The organism is Actinacidiphila sp. bgisy160, from assembly GCF_965342435.1.
Classification (GTDB): Bacteria; Actinomycetota; Actinomycetes; order Streptomycetales; family Streptomycetaceae; genus Actinacidiphila.
In genome coordinates, this window is record NZ_CBDRCM010000067.1 from 1 (window position 1) to 19659 (window position 19659).

18 protein-coding genes and 2 pseudogenes are annotated in these 19659 nt (G+C 71.6%); 14 read left to right on the plus strand and 6 right to left on the minus strand.

Going from position 1 to position 19659, the window contains the following annotated elements; genetic code table 11:
* Positions 1 to 593: 593 nt before the first annotated feature.
* Together ACRWNP_RS32770 and ACRWNP_RS32775 are read left to right on the plus strand one after the other, a co-directional pair.
* Positions 594 to 1148, plus strand: a complete 555-nt coding sequence (locus ACRWNP_RS32770) for a serine hydrolase domain-containing protein (RefSeq protein ID WP_431967892.1) — start codon at positions 594 to 596, stop codon at positions 1146 to 1148.
* Between the two features lie 116 nt (positions 1149 to 1264).
* Complete coding sequence (locus tag ACRWNP_RS32775) at positions 1265 to 2140, plus strand: alpha/beta fold hydrolase (RefSeq protein WP_431967894.1); 876 nt, start codon at positions 1265 to 1267, stop codon at positions 2138 to 2140.
* Between the two features lie 77 nt (positions 2141 to 2217).
* Here the strand turns inward: ACRWNP_RS32775 and ACRWNP_RS32780 are convergent, their stop codons facing one another.
* Positions 2218 to 2805 carry a TetR/AcrR family transcriptional regulator gene (locus ACRWNP_RS32780; protein ID WP_431967896.1) on the minus strand — a complete coding sequence of 196 codons (588 nt, stop codon included), beginning with the start codon at positions 2803 to 2805 and terminating at the stop codon, positions 2218 to 2220.
* 186 nt (positions 2806 to 2991) lie between these two features.
* Here ACRWNP_RS32780 and ACRWNP_RS32785 point away from each other — a divergent pair, with 186 nt between their 5' ends.
* A complete protein-coding gene (locus ACRWNP_RS32785; RefSeq protein WP_431967898.1) occupies positions 2992 to 3432 on the plus strand; it encodes a VOC family protein in 441 nt (146 codons plus the stop codon).
* Positions 3433 to 3587: 155 nt separating this feature from the next.
* Here the strand turns inward: ACRWNP_RS32785 and ACRWNP_RS32790 are convergent, their stop codons facing one another.
* Entirely contained in the window at positions 3588 to 4889 is a 1302-nt protein-coding gene (locus tag ACRWNP_RS32790; RefSeq protein WP_431967900.1) for a cytochrome P450, read from the minus strand.
* A gap of 1297 nt (positions 4890 to 6186) precedes the next feature.
* On the opposite strand from ACRWNP_RS32790, the gene ACRWNP_RS32795 reads away from it, so the two are divergent.
* Positions 6187 to 6390, plus strand: coding sequence for a cold-shock protein (locus tag ACRWNP_RS32795; protein ID WP_431946767.1), 204 nt, complete (start codon positions 6187 to 6189; stop codon positions 6388 to 6390).
* Positions 6391 to 6839: 449 nt separating this feature from the next.
* Here the strand turns inward: ACRWNP_RS32795 and ACRWNP_RS32800 are convergent.
* A pseudogene (locus tag ACRWNP_RS32800) lies at positions 6840 to 7637 on the minus strand (aldo/keto reductase); the annotation flags it as partial.
* 192 nt (positions 7638 to 7829) lie between these two features.
* Here ACRWNP_RS32800 and nhaA point away from each other — a divergent pair.
* From nhaA to ACRWNP_RS32825, 5 genes are read left to right on the plus strand one after another with little or no spacing between them, the layout of a single operon-like run.
* Complete coding sequence (gene nhaA / locus ACRWNP_RS32805; protein WP_431967902.1) at positions 7830 to 9158, plus strand: Na+/H+ antiporter NhaA; 1329 nt, start codon at positions 7830 to 7832, stop codon at positions 9156 to 9158.
* Positions 9158 to 9454, plus strand: a complete 297-nt coding sequence (locus ACRWNP_RS32810; RefSeq protein ID WP_431967904.1) for a hypothetical protein — start codon at positions 9158 to 9160, stop codon at positions 9452 to 9454. Before nhaA ends, ACRWNP_RS32810 begins: the two co-directional genes overlap by 1 nt.
* Positions 9455 to 9462: 8 nt before the next feature.
* Entirely contained in the window at positions 9463 to 9627 is a 165-nt protein-coding gene (locus ACRWNP_RS32815) for a hypothetical protein (protein ID WP_431967906.1), read from the plus strand.
* 26 nt (positions 9628 to 9653) lie between these two features.
* Entirely contained in the window at positions 9654 to 9950 is a 297-nt protein-coding gene (locus ACRWNP_RS32820) for a hypothetical protein (RefSeq protein ID WP_431967908.1), read from the plus strand.
* A 23-nt stretch (positions 9951 to 9973) separates the two neighbouring features.
* Positions 9974 to 10222: a hypothetical protein gene (locus ACRWNP_RS32825; RefSeq protein ID WP_431967910.1), complete on the plus strand. Its 249-nt coding sequence runs from the start codon at positions 9974 to 9976 to the stop codon at positions 10220 to 10222.
* Here ACRWNP_RS32825 and ACRWNP_RS32830 read toward each other — a convergent pair.
* Positions 10200 to 10561: pseudogene (locus ACRWNP_RS32830) on the minus strand (arsenic resistance protein); the annotation flags it as partial. The gene ACRWNP_RS32825 and the pseudogene ACRWNP_RS32830 overlap by 23 nt on opposite strands.
* Positions 10562 to 10826: 265 nt before the next feature.
* Between ACRWNP_RS32830 and ACRWNP_RS32835 the strand changes: the two are divergent.
* Positions 10827 to 11438: a TetR/AcrR family transcriptional regulator gene (locus ACRWNP_RS32835; protein ID WP_431967912.1), complete on the plus strand. Its 612-nt coding sequence runs from the start codon at positions 10827 to 10829 to the stop codon at positions 11436 to 11438.
* Positions 11439 to 11616: 178 nt separating this feature from the next.
* A complete protein-coding gene (locus ACRWNP_RS32840) occupies positions 11617 to 12636 on the plus strand; it encodes a GlxA family transcriptional regulator (RefSeq protein ID WP_431967914.1) in 1020 nt (339 codons plus the stop codon).
* Positions 12637 to 13279: 643 nt separating this feature from the next.
* Here the strand turns inward: ACRWNP_RS32840 and ACRWNP_RS32845 are convergent.
* Complete coding sequence (locus tag ACRWNP_RS32845) at positions 13280 to 16024, minus strand: multifunctional oxoglutarate decarboxylase/oxoglutarate dehydrogenase thiamine pyrophosphate-binding subunit/dihydrolipoyllysine-residue succinyltransferase subunit (RefSeq protein ID WP_431967916.1); 2745 nt, start codon at positions 16022 to 16024, stop codon at positions 13280 to 13282.
* Between the two features lie 417 nt (positions 16025 to 16441).
* On the opposite strand from ACRWNP_RS32845, the gene ACRWNP_RS32850 reads away from it, so the two are divergent.
* Positions 16442 to 17593 carry a TDT family transporter gene (locus ACRWNP_RS32850; protein WP_431967918.1) on the plus strand — a complete coding sequence of 384 codons (1152 nt, stop codon included), beginning with the start codon at positions 16442 to 16444 and terminating at the stop codon, positions 17591 to 17593.
* Positions 17594 to 17643: 50 nt separating this feature from the next.
* Here the strand turns inward: ACRWNP_RS32850 and ACRWNP_RS32855 are convergent, their stop codons facing one another.
* Entirely contained in the window at positions 17644 to 17952 is a 309-nt protein-coding gene (locus ACRWNP_RS32855) for a hypothetical protein (RefSeq protein WP_431967920.1), read from the minus strand.
* Positions 17953 to 18233: 281 nt separating this feature from the next.
* On the opposite strand from ACRWNP_RS32855, the gene ACRWNP_RS32860 reads away from it, so the two are divergent.
* Positions 18234 to 18998, plus strand: a complete 765-nt coding sequence (locus ACRWNP_RS32860) for a class I SAM-dependent methyltransferase (protein WP_431967922.1) — start codon at positions 18234 to 18236, stop codon at positions 18996 to 18998.
* A 342-nt stretch (positions 18999 to 19340) separates the two neighbouring features.
* A complete protein-coding gene (locus tag ACRWNP_RS32865; protein ID WP_431967924.1) occupies positions 19341 to 19499 on the plus strand; it encodes a hypothetical protein in 159 nt (52 codons plus the stop codon).
* Positions 19500 to 19659 lie beyond the last annotated feature (160 nt).

Consider the following 19659-nt stretch of genomic DNA (forward strand, 5'->3'; position numbering starts at 1 on the left):
CACGACTGACCACGACAACCCGCCACCGGGACGGCGGGGAACGACGGCCCGCGCGCATACCCCATGCCCGGAGGGAGGCCCTGTCGGTGGAGAGCCCGTGCCGGCTCATCCCTGTGGCGGAGGCCGAGAAGCGTCCGTGCGGGCGAGACCAGGCATCCGCAAAGAGCCGACGCTTGAAGCACACCGAGTGGCCGACCGAGGCCGCCCCCATCAGAAAGAGCGCGGAATGCCCGACCAATCCTTGGTGGCACCGGCCGTCGTCGAACCACCCGTCGCAACGCAGTCGTCGCGGCGGTCCTGAGTGCCGGTGTACTCCTCTCGATCGCCCCCGCGGCGCATGCTCTCGGTCCCACGGAGCATCCGGCCGGTGTCAGGTCCGCCAAGCCGGCGCCTTCTGCCTCCCACGGCACCGCGGCACGGCGGCTCACCCCGGCGGTGCGCACAACTCGACCGTGCGGTCGCCCGGGTCATGCGTCAGGCGCGGGTCGCGGGCGCGGTCGTCAGCCTCTCGATACCCGGGAAGGGGAACTACGTGCGCGCCTTCGGAGTCGCGGACAAGCGCACCAAGGCCCCGATGTCCCCCCCGCGTCAACATGAGGATCGGCAGTGTCACCAAGACGTTCACCGCCACCGCGGTCCTCCAGTTGGTGGACCGGAAGACGGTGCGTCTGGACGACCCGATAGCGAAGTACGTGCGAGGTGTGCCCCAGGGACACCGCGTCACGCTGAGGCATCTGTTGGGGATGCGCAGCGGACTCGCGGAGTACATGGCAGATCCCGACTGGGGGAGGGCCTGGGCAACGAACCCGCACCGGAAGTGGAAGCCCTCCGAACTGCTTCCGTACGCCTTCAAGCACTCCCCGGAGTCCGCTCCCGGCACGAAGTACCAGTACCGCAACACCAATTACGTGCTGCTCGGAATGGTCGTGGAGAAGGCGAGTGGCGAGTCACTGGGGAGCCACCTGCGCCACCATGTGGCCGAGGCCGCCCGCCTGCGGCACACCGTCCTCCCCAAGGACGCCGAATTCCCCGCCCCGAACGCCCGTGGCTGCACCGGCGATCCGGTGAACGACACCGACAGGCCGACGCCCGTCATCTGCCCGCGATCGCACCGCACCTGCGCGGGGCGCGCACTCTCCGTGATGTGACCCACCGCTCGCCGCTCCGCGTTGCCCCCGGCGAGGTCTCCGTACTAGGTTCAGTAGACAGAACGTTCTATCTACTAAGCGCGCTGGCCTGCTGTCCGCATCCCTCTGGAGAAACGATGTCTCACCGTCGCCCCGTCCGACGTGCCCGTCTCGCCGCCGTGAGCGCGGCCGGCCTCGCCCTGGCCGCCGGCCTGGCCACGACCGCCTCCGCCACCCAGGACCATCACGCCAAGCCCGCGGGCAGGCCCGGGGTCAAGCCGACCGTCGTCCTCGTCCACGGCGCCTGGGCGGACTCCGCCGGCTGGACCGGCGTCGCCAAGCGCCTGCAGGCCGACGGCTACACGGTCGCCGCCCCCGCCAACCCGCTGCGCGGCCTGCGCAGCGACGCCGCCTACCTGGCCGACTACCTCAAGACGATCAACGGCCCCGTCATCCTGGTGGGCCACTCCTACGGCGGCGCCGTCATCACCAACGCCGCCACCGGTAATCCCCACGTCAAGGCTCTCGTCTACGTCGCCGCCTTCGCCCCGGACAAGGGCGAGAGCATCGCGGACCTGGTGGGCAAGTTCCCTGGCAGTCACCTCAGTGACGACCCCAACGCCCCCGTGCCCACGGCCCTGAACGCCGTCCCCTTCACCCAGGCCGACGGCGGTACCGGTGTCGACCTCTACATCAAGCCCGACAAGTTCCGCGACGTCTTCATGAGCAACCGCGTCAGCAAGAGCAAGGCCGCCGCACTCGCCGCCACGCAGCGTCCGCTCACCGCGCAGGCTGTCGGCGAGCCCTCCGCCACGACCCCGGCCTGGAAGACCATCCCCTCCTGGTACCTCGTCGCCCGCGACGACCGGGCGATACCCGCCGCCGCCGAGCGGTTCATGGCCGCACGGGCGCATGCCCGCACCGTCGAGGCCGACGCCCCGCACGCCGTTCACCTGACCGACCCCAAGGCGGTGACGCGCCTCATAGAGAAGGCCGCGACGACCACGCGCTGACCTACCTGCTGCCCGCCGGCCTGCTCCCTTCACGTAGGGGAGGGGGCCCGGCCGCGTTTCAGCAGCAGGGGGAAGCGTCAGCCGGCCGCCACGAGCGCGGCGACGCCGTGCTCCAGGACGGCACGCGCGGCCCGGGCGTCGCCGAGGTAGCCGGCCACCATCGCACCGTCCCGCATGGCCACCATGGCGTCGGCCGACCGCGGGGGATCGGCTGCCCCGAGCCGTTGGAAGGCACCCTGCAGCACCTCACGGAACCAGGCGCGGTGTCGCAGCACGGCCTGATGAACGGGGCTTTCGCGGTCCGGGTACTCAGCCGCGGCGTTGATGAACGGACAGCCCCGGAACCCCGCGCCGCAGACCTCCTCGCCTATGCCGTGCGCCACGGCGGCAAGGAAGTCGGCCGGCGAGACGATGACTTCTCCGGCCGCGCCGACCCGCCCCCGGATCGCCTGATCCGTGGCTTCGAGGTAGGCACGCACCAAGTCGTCCTTGCCCTCGAAATGCCGGTAGAAGGTGCCCCGCGCGACATCCGCCTCCGCCATGACGCGGTCCACCCCGATGGCCCGGATGCCCTCACCGTAGAAGAGCCTGCTCGCCGTGCTCAGCAACCGCTCACGGGCCTCGGACCGGCGAACCGGTGCGGATGCGTGCGTAGCCTTCGACATGACTGCAGTATAGAACGGTCTTTCTACTTCCGGTCTGGACGTTTGAGTGGGCGGCCGATGGTCGGTATCACAGGGTCCACGGCTCCGGAGTCCGGCGGTCCGCGGATGTCGAGAACGTGCCACCGGCTCCGTCCCAGGGACGTCAGCGGCCGCCACCGGCCGCACGAGGAAGAAGGAAGACCCAGCATGGCGATTCAGCGGATGGACAACGTCGGCATCGTCGTCGAGGACATGGATGCCGCCATCGCGTTCTTTGTGGAACTCGGTATGGAGCTGGAGGGCAGGGCGGAGGTCGAGGGCCCCTTCGCGGACCGGTGCACCGGACTCGACGGCGTCCGCTGTGACATCGCGATGGTCCGGACCCCGGACGGTCACAGCCGGCTCGAGCTGGCTAAGTACCGCAGCCCCGCGGCGATCAGCTCCGGGCCACGCAACCGGCCGCACAACATTTCGGGCACGCACCGCGTCATGTTCGCCGTCGACGACATCGAGGACACCGTTGCCCGCCTGCGCCCTCACGGCGCCGAACTCGTAGGCGGGATCGCCAGGTTCGAGGACAGCTATCTGCTCTGCTACCTCCGCGGCCCGGAGGGCATCATCGTCGGACTGGCCGAGGAACTGCGCTGAGTGAGAAGAGGGAACCGGACCGCTGGGGTCCCCGCGGCCCCGGCTCCGCGAGAGGGGATCGCGGCGCCCTGGCGTCACCGGCGAGGGCTGGTCACCGGGGCCGGCCGCCGGTGACGAAGCCTTGCCTCGCGGTGCGCGTGGACCGCTTCGTGCCCTCAACTCCTCAGGGTTGCACGCAGGCGCAAGCCGACGGTCGCGAGACCTCCGAAGGTGGCGACCTGGTAGCCGGGTCCCGGTCCGGGCGGCTCGCTCAAGCGGTACCGGCGGGCGGTCTGCGCGGTCAGGAGTGTCAGCATCGCCATGGCCAAGGCGGTTCCCTCGCAGCCGTGCGGCCCGGTGCCGAAGGCGAGGAAGGCCCCGGACGTCGCCGGGGAGTCCGGGTCATCGAGCCAGCGCTCGGGCTGGAACTCGTCCGGCTCGGGGTGTTCCCGCGCATCGCGGTGCGCGGTGTAGGGGCAGACGAGAACGGTGGACCCGGCGTCGATGGTGTAGCCGGCGAGCTGGGTCTCCCGCGTGGCGCGCCGGGTCAGCAGCCAGCTCGGGGGGTGCAGCCGGAGCACCTCGCGTACCAGTGCCTGGGTGTACCGCAGGCTGTCGAGGTGGGCGCTCGTCGTCGCGGCCGGGTCGGCGGGCAGCAAGGCCGCTTCTGCCGCGACGCGGTCCGCTGCCCGGGGGTGCCGCGCCAGGTGGAGGAGGATCCATCCTGCTGCCCGGGAAGGTGTCTCGAAGGTGGCGACGGTGATTCCGGGGAGGGTGTCGAGGACGGCCTCTTCCGGCAGCGGGCCGTGGCGGGGGGAGGACCGGAGCATCTGTCCCAGCATGTCGTCACCGAGCCGGCCCGACGCACGGCGCCGGCGGACGACGGGCCGCAGGGCGTCGGTGAAGGCGACTTGCTGCCGCGTGCGGAACCGCCGTGCCGGGGTGGGGATCCAGCTCGGCCATGCCCAGCGCGAGGGGCGTGCGAGCACCTCCCGGGCGAGGAAGAGCCGTGCGGCATACGGCAGCAGGGTCGGAGCGTCTTCGGAGAACAGGTAGTGCACACCTGTCTCCGCCAGGGTGTGCCGGAGCGGGGGCAGGATCTCGACGTCCTGGTCCGTGGGCCACTGGTCGGCGAATCGAGCGGTCCTGGGCGCGATCTCACCGATCCGGGCGGCAACCGCATGCGCGCGCAGTCCGCGCATGCGCGCGGCGTGAGCGCCCGCACGCTCCTCGGGAGTCGGCGCTCCGCTCGACCGGTTCAACGGCGGGAAGAGTGGCGAGGGTGCCTTGGGGAAGTCCCGCGAACGGCGCAGGACCGCTTCGCACGGCCCGGCCGCGGCGGCTACGTAGACACCCGGCTCCAGCTGCCAGACGTCCCCGCACTCCTCGGCACCGCGGCGCGCCACGGACAGTCGGTCGCGGCTCCAGGCGGCGAAGCCCCCCTTGGGCAACCGCGGCGGCACATTCGTCCGGCCCATGAGATCGTTCCTGGCTCTCGTATCCGTCCAGGCCGATGTCGTCGGCAGAGTATCGGAAGCCGGCGGGGGCCCAGGGGCGCCCGCCGGCGATGGGGTCAGGCTGAGTCGTCGCCAGCGTACGCATCCCACTCGTGGGCCCCGTACGCACCGTAATGGCGGGCGAAGGACAGCTTGCTGAGCAGCTTTGCGATCATGGTGCACTCCTCTCGCCTGTCTTCAGCAAGTACCACATGTCCCATGCTGCCACATATGATCTGCATGTCGGATGTGTCAATTCGGGGCATCGAATGGGTCGAGCGCAGGCAAAGAATGCGGGTGCTCGCGAGCCGAAATGGCAGCCGGCCGACGTCGTCCGGTGCCGGAGGGCACTACCGCCCCAGACGGTTGAGGTCCGGCGAAGCCGAGCTCTCTTCGGGGAGGGGGTGGTGCCGGCGGCAGCGGTCACCGTCCGCACGTGCTGCCATCACCGCCTCGCCGGCTTCCGCCGGGCCGTTGTTCCCTGCGGCCGTCCAGGCGAAGCACCACCACCGCGCATGGGGTTGCCTGATGAGCCGGGGTCAGATCCCGTGGCGTTGGTGAACGCGCTACCACACTGCACGGGAGGAAACCGGACGGCGGCCGACGGCGTCGTGCCGTACGGCCACTATGCCGCAGCACTCGTCAACTCGCCCGTAAGGTCCATCTGGTGGGACCGACGACGGTCGGCGCGGGGGCGGAACGATATCTCTGCTCCTTGGCCCAATCCTGTTGTTGAGGCGGTACCCCGGTGGAAAGATGCGCTGGTCATCGCCGGTGCTGCGCGGCTGCCGCTGCGTTCCGGTGCGTCTTGTGAGCTGGGTGGGGAATGTGGGGTAAGCGTGTCGCGGGCAGCCGCGGTGGTGTGTGTGCTCCTTGTGGCCGCTGTCGGTTGCGGGAACGGGGGCGGGGCGGGGGCGTCGCATGCCGGGAAGCGGAGCGCGGCGCCCGGGGTCTACGCGGTGTGCTGTGCCGGTGGTGTGCCGTCCGGGCCCGCACCTGGCCGTGCTCGGCGGCATCGGCGTCACGTCCGCGCTCGGCGCCCTGCCGGACCGGCACGAGGCAAGCGGATCAGGGCATGCCCACCGCCTGGTCGGACCCCGGGGAGCACGGCACGCGCTGCTCCGATGTGCGGGAAACACCTGAACGAGACGCCTGACACGCCCCTTATCGCTGGCGCGAGGGGGCGATCATCCGGTAAGTAAGGCCGGGGCCCCAGCAAAGGGACCCGACGGCGCACCATGGGGTGCGTCGTATCAGCAGCACGTGAGGGACGAACACAGTGGCATCTGGCGTCGTGAAGTGGTTCAACTCCGAGAAGGGCTTCGGCTTCATCGCACAGGACGGGGGCGGGCCGGACGTGTTCGCCCACTACTCCAACATCGCGGGCAACGGCTACCGCGAGCTCGTGGAGGGTGAGCACGTCACCTTCGACGTGACGCAGGGGCAGAAGGGCCCGCAGGCGGAGAACATCGTCCGCGGCTGACCGCGGCAGCGCAGCGCAGTCCGTCGTCGCATCCAGCGACGGCGGCTGCTCGCAGGCGTAGGGGGGCACGCCATCCCGTGCCGCCTCCGGGGGCTTCCCAGGCCACAGTTCGGCGCACAGCGCCCGCAGGGGCCCGTCAGGGCCTCGTATCGACCTCGCCTGGTGATCGTCCGGTTCGCGGACGCCAGTGATCACGACCGGCCACTGCCCGGCGGTCGGCGGGTGCGCGGCCCGGCGGCGTCGGGGAAGGTGTCCGTGGGGCGAGTTGCGCGCTCCGCAAGGTGGGGCAAGGTGTCTTCCGGTTCCCAGCCGGTGCTTGGGACGGGAGCGGGGCCGGTTCTGTCGGTGTAGGAGTGCGTGCGCCTGCCCGCGGTGTGCCAGGGACCGGACCACGTCCCCGGGCACACTGCCCCGGGCCCCTGGGGCTCAGGCCGCCGACCGGAGCCGGCGGGACGACGCCGGAGAGCGGTCTCGAGCAGGGCCGGGGGCCGGTATTCCTGGTCGAGCGCGGTGACGTCGGTGCCCGGCGGGACGATCTCGTCGATCCGGTCGAGGAGGTCGTCGGACAGCTCGACGTCGGCCCCGGCCAGAAGGTCGTCGAGGTGTTCCATGGTGCGCGGGCCGAGGAGCGCGGCGCTGACGCCCGGGTGGGCGATGGTGAAGGCCATGGCCAGGTGGGTCATGGGCAGGCCGGCCTCCTTCGCGAGCGGGACGAGCTGTTCGACGACGGATATGCGGCGCTCGTCGGACAGGTGACGGGAGAACTGGACGCGCTTGAGGTCGTTGTCACCGCCCTTGCGTACCCGGCCGGTCAGCAGGCCCTGGCCGAACGGGCCCCACACCATGACGCCCATGCCGTACTCCTGCGCGAGCGGCAGGACCTCCCGTTCGATGCCACGGTTCAGGATCGAGTACGGGGGCTGCTCGGTGCGGAACCGCTGCAGCCCGGCGTGTTCGGCGGCCCACTGGGCCTGGACGATCACCGAGGCGGGCGTGGTCGACGAGCCGATGGCGCGCACCTTGCCGGCTCTGACGAGGTCGGTCAGGACGGAAAGGGTCTCCTCCAGGTCGGTGTCCGGGTCGGGCCGTTGGAGCTGGTAGACGTCGATGTGGTCGGTGCCGAGCCGGTGCAGGGAGTTCTCGACGGCGGTGGTGATCCAGCGGCGGGAGGCGCCCCTCTGGTTGGGGCCCTCGCCCATGGGCAGGCCGACCTTGGTGGCCAGGACCACCTCGTCGCGGCGGCCCGTCCGCTTGCCCGCGTACCGGGCCCGGACGGCCGGGTCCTCGGCGTGGCCGCCCCTCGTGGGCTGGGCACGAGGCCGGCGCGCCGATAGGGTGTAAAGAACGCGTCAAAAGGGCGCGGGGTGTGCCGGGAAGTCTGGTCGGCGAACAGGGGCCGTGTGCCCATGTGCCGTCGACGCCCCGGAGGATGCCCCGCCATGCCCGCCGCCCCGCGCTCCCGCGCCCCCTTCCTCGGTCTGATTCCCCTCCCGGAGCGGCAGGCGGTCGCCCGGGCGTTGCGGACGGAGACGGTGGGCGGCCTGGTCCTGCTCGGCGCCGCGGTTCTTGCGCTGGTGTGGGCGAACAGTCCCCTGTCCGGAGCCTACGAGCAGATACGCGACTTCCATTTCGGGATCCCTGCGCTCGGCCTGGACCTGTCGGTCGGCCACTGGACCTCGGACGGGCTTCTGACCGTGTTCTTCCTGGTCGCCGGGATCGAGTTGAAGCGTGAACTCGTCGTCGGCGAGCTGCGCACCCCTGCCACTGCCGCGCTGCCGGTCATCGCCGCGGTCTGCGGCATGGCCGTGCCCGCCGCGCTCTATGCCGCCGTCGTGAGCGTCAGCGGCGGCAGTATGGACGGGTGGGCGGTTCCGATGGCCACCGACATCGCCTTCGCCCTGGCCGTTCTCGCAGTCCTCTCCACCCATGTGCCGGCAGCGCTGCGGGCCTTCCTGCTGACACTCGCCGTCGTCGACGACCTCGGCGCGATTCTCGTCATCGCCGTGTTCTTCACCTCCGACCTCAACCCCTACGCCCTGGCCGGAGCCTTCGCCGGACTCGTCGTCTTCTCCATCCTGCAGCGGCAGCGCGTTGCGGGCTGGTGGTGGTACGTGCCGCTCGGCATCGCCATCTGGGCGCTGATGTACAACGGCGGCGTCCACGCCACAGTCGCGGGCGTCGCCATGGGCCTGATCCTGCGCACCACCCGCGACAAGGGCGAGAAGACCTCGCCCGCGGAGCGCACCGGGCACCTGCTGCATCCCTTCTCCGCGGGCATCGCCGTGCCGCTGTTCGCCCTGTTCGCCGCCGGCGTCGGGATCTCCGCCGCTGCGCTGGGCGAGGTGTTCACCAGCCCCGAACCCCTCGGCGTGGTGGTGGGTCTGGTCGTCGGCAAGACGCTCGGGATCTTCGCCGGCACCTACCTCGCGGCCCGCTTCACCCGCGCCCAGCTCAACCCCGACCTGGCCTGGGCGGACGTCTTCGGCCTCGCCACCCTGGCCGGCATCGGGTTCACCGTTGCCCTGCTCATCGGCGAACTCGCCTTTCCCGGCATCGAGCTCGGTGAGCAGGTCAAGGTCGCCGTACTGATCGCCTCACTGGCCGCGGCCCTCCTGGCCGCGGTGCTCCTGCGCCTGCGCAACCGGGTCTACCGGCGCCTGTACGAGGAAGAGAACCGCGACGAGGACGCCGACGGCATCCCCGATGTCTACCAGCAGCAGGCCCCGGCGCCCAGCGGGCCGGACCGGCGCGACGGTACGCCGGGCTGATGGGTCGTGCCTTCCTGGCTCCCGCTGTCATCGCTGCCGCCCTGATGATCAGGACCGCGGTCGGCGAACTCCGCCATCCGGGCAGCGCCCGGGCCCAGTGGGACTTCGCCTCCAGCCGGCGCCCCCTGGCCGCCGGAGCCGTGACCGCCGCGGCGACCTGCCTGCTCGGCCGGCCCCAGACGGGCCCGCGGGTGCGGCCTGGGCGCTACCTGATCGGGACGCTCGCCGCACACCTGATCCATCACGGCACCCGCCGCCGCTGTCCACCACCTGAGCTCCATCCGACCGGAAGGTGAGCAACAGCGTGTCCGAACACCGCATCGGGACCGTCCTGGCGATCGCGGGAGCGTTGCTGTCCCTGGCCGGGGCCGCCCTGTACGTGCGGCCCGGCCCCGGCTTCCCCGTCCTGGTCACCGGGCTTGCCACGCTGACCACCGGCATCGTCATGACCGCCGCCACCCGCCGCTGAATTCGCACAGGAAGACCACGACGCCCGTGATCTGGCACTGGGCCGGCCTCGCCGCCTGCTCCCTCACTCTGCTTCCGACCGCGCTCGCCCTGCTCACCGGTCACGTGCCGCAGCGCCTGCGCTCCCGGCTCGGTCCGACGCGCCCGCGGGGCTGGGCCCTGCCGGCCCTCTGCAGGGCCGCGCCGCCCAACGCCGTCCCGCGGCTGGCCGGCGCCTCCCCCGGGCCGATCATGGCCGCGACTGCCGCCATCGGCGTGCCCGCCGTCGCAGGATGTGCGGGCACGGCCCTCGCGGCGCACCGGGCGAACAGGGCCGACGCGTGAGCGGGGCGACGCACCCCCGGCGCATGGCCGTCTCGGTCCTCCTGTGGTGGGCCGGACTCACGCTCGTGCTGTGGCTGCTGAGCCGGGTGTCGGGGCAGCCCGCGGGCCTTGCCGGGTGCGCGGCGTCAGCGGTGCTGCTGGTCGCGGTGGGCGAGGCCGGGGACTGGGTGCGTCGGCGGTGGCGTACGCACCGCCTGGGCCGGCCGGCGGCGAACCCTGGGCCGGCCGGCCCCCTGCGCACGCGGCGCGTCAGGAAGCGGCCGCAGCCATGAACTTCCGTCGCCAGGCCGGCGAGACGTACACCAGCGCCACCAGGACGGGCCCCTCGATGAGCGGGCGGACGACTTCGGACAGTGCCCTGGCCGGAGGTGACGCCGAAGTCGCGATGCCGACGGCGATGGCCGGCTCGAAGTTGTCGCCGGCCGCGGTGAAGGCGAGGGTGGCGGTGCGGTCGTAGGCCGGACCGATGGCCTTGCCGAGTGCGAAGGTGCGAACCGCATCACCGCGAAGTACACCGGCAGCGGCAGTGCGATCCGGACCACGTCCAGCGGCTGCGAGGTGATCGTCTTCGCCTGCAGCGCGATGAGGATGACGATCGTGAACAGCAGCCCGGGGTCATGTGCGGCTGGTCCGCCTTCGTTTCGTGCCGTGAGATGGGAACGCGGCCGGGCACCAGGGCGGTCGCGGCAATGGTGGACATCGGGCCCTCGCATGTGGACGTGCCGTCGACCGGGGCGGGCGGTCCCGGGGACTGCTTCGTTCGCCCGCGGGGCGTCAACCCAGTTGCTGCGCAGCCGGGTTACGAAGACGTGTGGGCACCCCGGCGAACCCCGTACCGTTGTTACAGGAGTAGGCGACCGGTCGTATGGTTTCCGCATGCGACCCACCAGCGATGCCAGAGAGAAGATTCTGAGCGCTGCCCACTCACTGTTCGAGCAACGCGGCTACTCCGCACCGGGGCTGGCGGAGATCTGCAGGGCGGCCGGAGTACCGAGGGGGAGCTTCCACTACTTCTTCGCCTCCAAGGAAGCGCTCGCGCTCAGCGTCGTCGATGAGCAGTGGAACGCGCAGCGGCGCATGTGGCTCCGTATCCTCGCGCCCGGCGCGGCGCCGCTGGTACGGCTGCGGATCCTGTTCGAGGCCACAAGCGTCCAGCAGCGTGAGGGACAACGGGATCGCGGCGCCGTCGCCGGCTGCGTGTTCGTCAACCTCGCCGTGGAGGTGAGCGAACAGACCCGAGTCGTCCGTGAACGCCTCCGGCAGATCTTCGAAGCACAGGTCGGCATGGTCGAATCCGTCGTCACCGAGGCCCGGCAGCGGGGCGAGGTGACCGTCTCCGACCCCCGGGAGGCCGCCCGGTCCGTGGTGGCGCAACTTGAGGGCCGGGTCCTGCTCGCGAAGCTGTACGACAACACGGGGCCACTCGGCCCGCTGTGGGCCAACTGCCTTGCGCTGCTGGGTGCCCGCCCGCAGGTGCCGGCCGCATGACGTGGACTGGGAGGTTCAGCCTCCCAGGAGAGAGCAAGCAGGTCGTGGCATCGGTGTGGGCGGCGGCCGCACGATCGCAGGTGGAAGGCCGGAGAGCGGCGCGGCGCCGTGCAGGTCGCCCCAGTTCTGGCTCAGGGGGCCCGGTGCCAGGCCGCGGCGCGTGATCGGGAGGTGCCCCATGTTGCACAAGCGCCCTGGAGCGGGTCCGCTCACGGTGAGGGTGTTCGTCTTCCCGGGGGTGCGGTTGCTCGATGTGACGGGTCCCATCGAAGTCTTCGCGTCGGCGAACGAGTGCGGCGGTCCCTATCGGGTGCAGATCGTGTCCGAGGACGGGGCGGACGTGGTGACCGCCGCCGGGACGCGACTCAGCGCGGACCTGTCGGTCGAGGACCTGCACGAGCCCTGCGACGTCCTGGTGATCCCGGGTGGCCCTGAGTGGGAGACCCTGATCAAGGACGACGCCCTGTTGGACGCCGTACGCGAACTGAGCCGGCAGGCCCGCTGCACGGCATCGGTCTGCACGGGAGCCTTCTTCCTGGCCGCGGCGGGGCTGCTCGACGGCCGGCGGGCGGCGACCCACTGGCGGCATACCCGCGAACTGGGCCTGCGCTACCCGTCCGTGAAGGTCGAGCCGGACGCCATTTTCGTGCGTGACGGGAAGATGATGACCTCCGCCGGTGTCACTGCCGGGATCGACCTGTCCCTGGCCCTCGTCGAAGAGCATTACGGGGCGAAGATCGCACGATCGGTCGCCAAGGACATGGTCGTCTTCATGCAACGGCCGGGCGGTCAGTCGCAGTTCAGCGCACGCTCGCGAGTGCCGCACCCGCGCCGGGAGATGCTCCGCGAGGTGCTGGACTCGGTCGCGGAGAACCCCGGGGCCAATCACTCACTGTCCGCGATGGCCCGCAGGGCGGGTGTCAGCGTCCGTCACATCACGAGGCTCTTCTACGACGAGGTGGGGACCAGTCCGGGGCGGTACGTGGAGCAGGTCAGGCTGGAGGCCGCCCAGGCGATGCTGGAGAGCGGTGACGACCCCACGGCGGTCGTCGCGCGGCGCACCGGATTCGGCTCACCCGAATCGCTCCGCAGGGCGTTCGTGCGACACCTGGGTGTGACCCCGGCAGCGTTTCGGGCCAGTTTCCGGACGACCGGTCTGGGCGCCGGCGACCTGAGCGCGACAGCGGGCTCGTCGTAGTCCAGCGGGCGTCTGCCGAGAGTGGATCTTGGTGGGAAAGGATCTCTGCGGCTCGTGGAGATCTGACGGACGCAGTGGGCCGTGCCGGAGCCGCTGCTGCCCGTGCGCAAGCAGGTCGGCGGCCGGCGATGTGGACCCGGCGGTAGTTGTTCGACGGCATACGATTCCGGGTCCGCACCGGCGTGCCCCGGCGGGACGTGCTCGAGCGGTACGGGCCGTGGGGCCGGGTGTATGACCCGTTCCGCCGCTCGCAGCGGGACGGCACCTGGCAGCGGGTCTCCACCCAGCTCCGGGCCCGGGCGGATGCGGGGGATCTGATCACCCGGGACCTCACCGTCGACGACACCGTCTGCCGGGCCCATCGGCACACCGCGTGGGAGCGAAACAGGGGGGAGGCTCCCGAGGAGCCGCCTGACGTTGTCATCACCGGGCCGGACGGCCACGGACTCGGACGCGCAGCGCGGGGACCCTGTCAACGACAGGCTGTGACCGGCCATTCGGTACGCCCCTCAGAACGGCGGTCACTCCGAACCGAAGCGTGGCCTGGGCTGAATCCGTTTTCCCGTCGGTCGTCCGGCCGCGGCCTCGAAGGGGGCACCCGGGGTCGGCCGGTACCCGTCCACTTGGCCACGTGCGGGGCCGGTCAGCGGAAGGCCGCCTCCACGAGCTCCTTCTGCTCGGCGGCATGCCGCCGGGCGGAGCCCACCGCGGGGGCTGAGGCGGGCGGCCGGCTGACGCATCCGAGGGGGCGGCCCGCCAGCCGTTCCACGTGCGGCCTCACGAACGACCACGCCCCCTGGTTCCCCGCCTCCTCCTGCACCCACCGCACCTCGGCAGCACGCGGGAAACGGGCGAGTTCCGCGCCGAGTTCTTCCTCCGGGAAGGGATACGGACGTTCCAGCCGGACGATCGCCGTGTCCCGCAGGCCGGCGTTCCGCCGATGGTCGTCCAGGTCGTAGAAGACCTTTCCCGAGCACAGCAGCACGCGCCGGACCTGGGCGTCCGCTCCCTCGTCCGGTATGACCGGGCGGAAGGAGCCCGTGGTGAACTCCGCCAGCCCGGAGACGGCCTCCTTCCTCCGGAGCATGGACTTGGGCGTGAACACCACCAGCGGCCTCCTGCCCTCCCCCAGCGCCTGCTGCCTGAGCAGGTGGAAGTAGTTGCCGGGCAGCGTCGGGACGGCGACGGTCATGTTCCCCTGCGCGCACAGCTGGAGGAACCGTTCGATCCTGCCCGACGAGTGGTCGGGCCCCTGCCCCTCCAGCCCGTGGGGCAGCAGCAGCGTCACCCCGGAGCGCTCTCCCCACTTCTGTTCGGACGACGCGATGTACTCGTCGACAACGCTCTGCGCGCCATTGACGAAGTCGCCGAACTGGGCCTCCCACAGGACCAGGGCGTCGGGCCGCTCCAGCGAGTAGCCGTACTCGAAGGCCAGGGCCGCCATCTCGGACAGCATCGAGTCGTAGGGGGAGAAGGCCGCGGCGCCCGGGCCGAGGCCGTTCAGCGGGGTGTGCTCCGCGCCGGTGCGCCGGTCGGTGAGCACCGCGTGACGCTGGCCGAAGGTGCCGCGGCGGGAGTCCTGCCCGGCCAGCCGCACCGGCACCCCCTCCATGAGCAGGGAGCCGATCGCCAGCGTCTCGGCCGTGGCCCAGTCGATCGTGCCGGCGTCCGGCATCGTGGTACGCCTGCGGAGTTGAGGCAGGACGCGCGGATGCACGGTGAAGTCCATGGGCTGACCGGTCTGGGCGGCGATGACGTGCCGGACGGTCGCCTCCGGGACGGCGGTCGGCACGCGAGGGGCGGTGTCGTCCCGGGAGACCGCCGCTGCGACGGGCCTCGGGGGGCCGGGCACCGCCGGGGCCCGCGTCTCGGCGAAGGCACGCTCCAGGCGCTCCCGGTAGTCCCGCAGGGCGCCTTCCACCTGCGACTCGTCGATGTCCCCCCGGTCGACCAGCGCCCGGGCGTACAGCTTGCGCACCGAAGGCCTGGCGTCGATACGGTCGTACATCGCCGGCTGGGTGATGGACGGGTCGTCGACCTCGCTGTGCCCGTGGCGCCGGTAGCAGACCAGGTCGATGACCACGTCCTTGTGGAACGCCTCCCGGTAGTCGAAGGCTGTGCGTGCGACCCGGACGACGGCCTCGGGGTCGTCCGCGTTGACGTGGAAGACCGGGGCGTCGACCGTCCGTGCCACGGCGGTGGCGTAGGTGCCGGAGCGGCCGTTGGCGGGCGAGGTCGTGAAACCGAGCTGGTTGTTGATGACGATGTGCACCGTCCCGCCGGTACTGTAGCCGGGCAGCCGCGACATGTTCAGTGTCTCGGCGACCACGCCCTGGCCGGCGAAGGCGGCGTCGCCGTGGACGACGACCGGCAGGACGGCGAACGCCTCGCCGTCGTCACCGGCCAGGTCCTGCTTGGCGCGCACGACGCCTTCGGCCACCGGCCCCACGAGCTCCAGGTGCGAGGGGTTCGCCACGACGGAGACGGCGATCGCGCCGCCGTCCAGGGCGCGGTAGGTCCCTTCCGCGCCGAGGTGGTATTTCACGTCGCCGGTTCCCTGGGCCGACAGGATGTCCACCGAGTTCTCGAACTCGTGGAAGACGTCCCTGTACGACTTGCCGATGATGTTGGCCAGCACGTTGAGCCGGCCCCGGTGCGCCATCCCGATGACGGCCTCGCCCACCCCGCGCCCGATGCAGCGCAGCAGCAGGGCGTCGAGCAGCACGATGGCCGACTCGCCGCCTTCGAGCGAGTAGCGCTTCTGGCCGACGTACTTGGTCTGCAGGAACGTCTCGAAGGCCTCCGCCGCTCCCAGCCGGTAGAGCACCTGCAGCTGCTGGGCCCGGTCCAGCCGGGGCGAAGGCGTCTCGATCCGCTCCTGCACCCAGCGGCGCTCCTCGAAGGTCTGGATGTGCATGTACTCGGTGCCCACCGTCCCGCAGTAGGCCTTGCGCAGGACGTCCAGCACGCCGCGCAACGTCATGGTGGTCCGGCCGGCGAAACCGTCGACGACGAACTCCACGTCCAGGTCCTCGTCCCGCAGCCCGAACGCCGTGATGTCGAGCTCCGGGTGCCCGGCCGACTGCCCGGCGGCGAGGGGGTCGGTTCCGGCCGCCAAGTGCCCGCGCACCCGATAGGCGTGGATGAGCGCGGCCACGCGGACGGCCTTGATCGCCGCGCCCTGCGCGTCTTCATTCCGGGCCGGCGGGCCCCCACGTTCCCGCCGGCCCGTCGCGGAGGCGGGGGAGACGAAGAAGTCCCTCCACTTCTCGTCGACGGACCCGGGATCGTTCAGGTAGCGCTCGTACTGTTCGTCCACGAGCCATTCGTTGAGGCCGAATTCCGGACCGTGCAGTACGGGCTCTTCGGCGCTTGATGTCGACGCCACTGTGTGGATCGCCTTCTTTCCTCATTCGGGACAGCCGATGGTGGGCGAGGCGGCAAGGGCCTCGGCGTCCGGCGCATCGCTCCCGGCGGGGAGCGCCCCCGTGGCCTGTCGGAGGGGGAAGCGCACCGCTGACCGTGTGGCACCTCCGACGCTAGGCCGGTGCCGGGCCGACGCGGAGGGCGGGGCATGCCGGGGGAGCGTCACATCAGGACCCCAGCGCGGCGTCCGATGCCCCGACGTCCTGAAGTGAGGGCTTCGTGGCACACGCTGTGATGGGGCGGAAGCCGGGCGTCACCGTAACGTCGTGAGGCCGACGAGCCGACGGCTTCGGCAGCGGTCCGTGGGCTGTCGGTCCGGTGTGCCGGTCTGCCGGTTGCCGTCGGTGATTCCCGATTCGAGAAAGAAGCGTTCTTCACCGTGACACCCCACCCCTGCGACACCCGGACACTCCCGTCCCACAACGCCCCGGGACCTCGGCACACCACCCATGCCCGTCCCCGGCTGCCCGCGATGGCCGGGACCCGGCGCCCGCACCTCGGCCCCAGCTGGTTCGCGTCCGTCATGGGCACCGGGATCGTCGCGAACGCCGCGGTGACGTTGCCGCGGAGCTCTCCCTGGCTTCGTGACGCGGCCACGGTGGTCTGGGCGGGAGCCGCGCTGCTGCTGGTCGTCCTGGGAGCCGGCTATGTTCGGCAGCGGGCCCTGCGGTCCCACGCCGCCCACCCGGCGCTGGCCCAGTTCCTCGGCGCGCCGCCGATGGCCCTGCTCACGGTGGGCGCCGGCGCGCAACTGCTCGGCCTGCAGGTGCTCGGAGCGCGTACGGCGCTGAACGTGGACTGGGTCCTGTGGTCACTGGGCACCGTCCTCGGCCTGACCACGGCCTGCGCGGTGCCGTACCTGATGGTCACCCGGCACCGCTTCGCCCCGGACGCCGCGTTCGGCGGCTGGCTGATGCCGGTGGTGCCGCCGCTGGTCTCCGCCGCGACGGGCGCACTGCTCGTCCCGCACGCACCCGCCGGACAGGCGCGGCTGGCCCTGCTGCTCGGTTGCTACGCCATGCTCGGACTCGGCCTGGTGGCGGTCCTGCTGGTGCTGGCGATGGTCTACAGCCGCCTGGTCCACCACGAGGCACCCACGGGAGCGGTGGTGCCCACGGTGTGGATCGGCCTGGGCGCCGTCGACCAGGCGGTGACGGCGATGGGCACGCTCGCCACCGCGGCGCCGAGCGCGCTGCCCGCGCCGTACGCGCGGGGCGCGGCGGCCTTCGCGCTGCTGGGCGGAATCGGCCTGTGGGGCTTCGCGATGCTGTGGCTGGCGCTCGCCGCGGCGCTGACGGTACGGCAGTTGCGCGCGGGGCTCCCCTTCGCGCCCACCTGGTGGTCCTTCATCTTCCCGCTGGGGGCCTGCGTCACCGGTACCGGTGCGCTCGCCACCCGCACCGGGTCCCAGCTCTTCGTCTGGGCCGCCGTCGTGCTCTACGTGCTGCTCGTGGCGGCCTGGGCGGTGGTCACGTGGCGCTCGCTGGCCCACGCCGTCGGACACGTCGGCCGGCGGGAAGCCAGGACGTGAAAGCCCCCGGGGAGCCGCCCGCCGTGAGCGGCTCCCCGGGGCCGGCCGGGTCAGGAGCCCGCGGGGTGACGCAGGGCCGGGGTTGATCCGCGCGCTCTGCAGCTGTGCGTGATGGGGTTTCTGCAAGCCGGCGTCGGTGATGTACGGGGAGTGCCGCGCAGCGCGGTGGCGGTGGGCGAGGTGAGCCCGTCGGCCGCCGTCAGCACGGTCGTCCTGGTGCCGTGCGGGTGGACGACCTGGATGTGGTTCGCGGCGTTGACCGCGGCCGGCACCACGTCGGAACGGTCGCTGAGGGGGGCGCCGGAGCGGGTGACCGGCACCCGTAGCAGCGTGCCCGCGCTGAAGTTCGCCCCCCACACGGGCGCCGTCGTGGAAGCGCAGGCCGTTGGCGCCGAACGCCTCGGCATCCGGGACCGGCGCGAGAGCCTGGTCGGTGAGCCGGGGCGGCGCCATGCCGCCTGCCGTGGGTACGGCCCACATGGTGTTCTTGTGGCTGTCCGCGACGTAGATGGCGTCGGCAGGCAGGCCGCACCGTCTTCGAGAAGCACGACAACGGCCGGAACCGGGGTGTGCCGAATCGGCGTCGATCTCCAGAACGACGCCCGTGCGTACGCCGAGATGACAAGACGGAGACCGCCACGTGCCCACCGCCGAAGACCATGCCCTGCCCACCCCTCCGGCCCGGGTGAACGACTACGACAGCTTCGCCGAGTCGTACGCGACCCTGAACGAGAGCAGCCTCGGCAACGCCTACATCGAGCGGCCCGCGATGCTGTCCCTCGCCGGGGACGTGGCCGGCCGCCGGATCCTCGACGCCGGCTGCGGCGCCGGCCCCCTGTTCGCCGCGCTGCGCGAACGGGGCGCCCACGTCACCGGCCTGGACTCCAGCACCGGGATGCTGGAGCTCGCGCGGCGCCGGCTGGGCGCCGACGCGGACCTGCGGGTGGCCGACCTGGGCGACCCGCTGCCGTTCGCCGACGGTGCTTTCGACATGGTCGTCTCGTCCCTGGTGCTGCACTACCTGGAGGACTGGGGGCCGACGCTGGCCGAGATGAGGCGAGTGCTCAGGCCCGGCGGAAGACTGATCACGTCGGTGCAACACCCTTTCGTGGACTACGTGATCCAAGATCCGCGGCCCAACTACTTCGAGACCACCGACTACACCGACGACTGGGGCCAACTGGTGGGGCAGCCCGCCCCGATGAGGTTCTGGCGCAGGCCGCTGCAGGCGATGACCGACGCCTTCACCGCCGCCGGCTTCCGACTGGCCGTCATCAGCGAGCCGCAAGTCGATCCGAGCGCCCGCGACCTTTACCCCGACGAGTTCCTCCGCAACCGCATGAGCTACATGCTCTTCGCCCTGGAGGTGCCCCCGGCGCCGACCACCGGCTCGACCGCATGTTGATCAGGGCGACGGTAATCCGCCGGATCATTCCCCGCACCCGTGCCTTCGACGACTTCGCGGGGGCGCGGCAGGAGTGTCCCCGGCTGGTTCCCGGCGAGCCAGTGGCCCGGACCCTCGACCGGTCGTGGTCCGCCCGGGGCGGCTCGGCGATCAGCACCAGGACAGCGCGGTCAGATGTTGCCCCGTGGCGTGAACGCCGGGCAGGATGACGGGTCGTCGGGAGGCATGGGACGTCCGGGGGCGTCGGGGGCGTCATGCGCATCGCAGTGATCGTGTCCGAAGCCGTGCTCATCGTTCTCGCCACATGGGCCGCCGGTCGCGAGCTCGGGGCTGGTCGCGTTCATGCCCGCCCGGGTGCAGTACCACGCGATCTCTCATCTCGCCGTCATGCTCTGGGTGTACGTCCTCCTGGTCGGCCCCATTCCGGCTTGCGTGGCGCTTCGCCGCTGGATCACATCCGTGCCGGGTATGCCGACCGCGCAGGAGGCCGGCGGCTGCTGACCGCTCGGCTGCCGGGCGTGCGGTTTCCGGAGCCGGTCGCCGGTGGCCCGCTCCGCGTCGCCGGGTGCTCCGGCGGCCAACCGCGGCGGCCTGGCCGCGGTTGGCCGGCGAGGCGGACTTGTCATCCGCCGGCTACCCGCGGCACCGCCCGCTCGGGCGG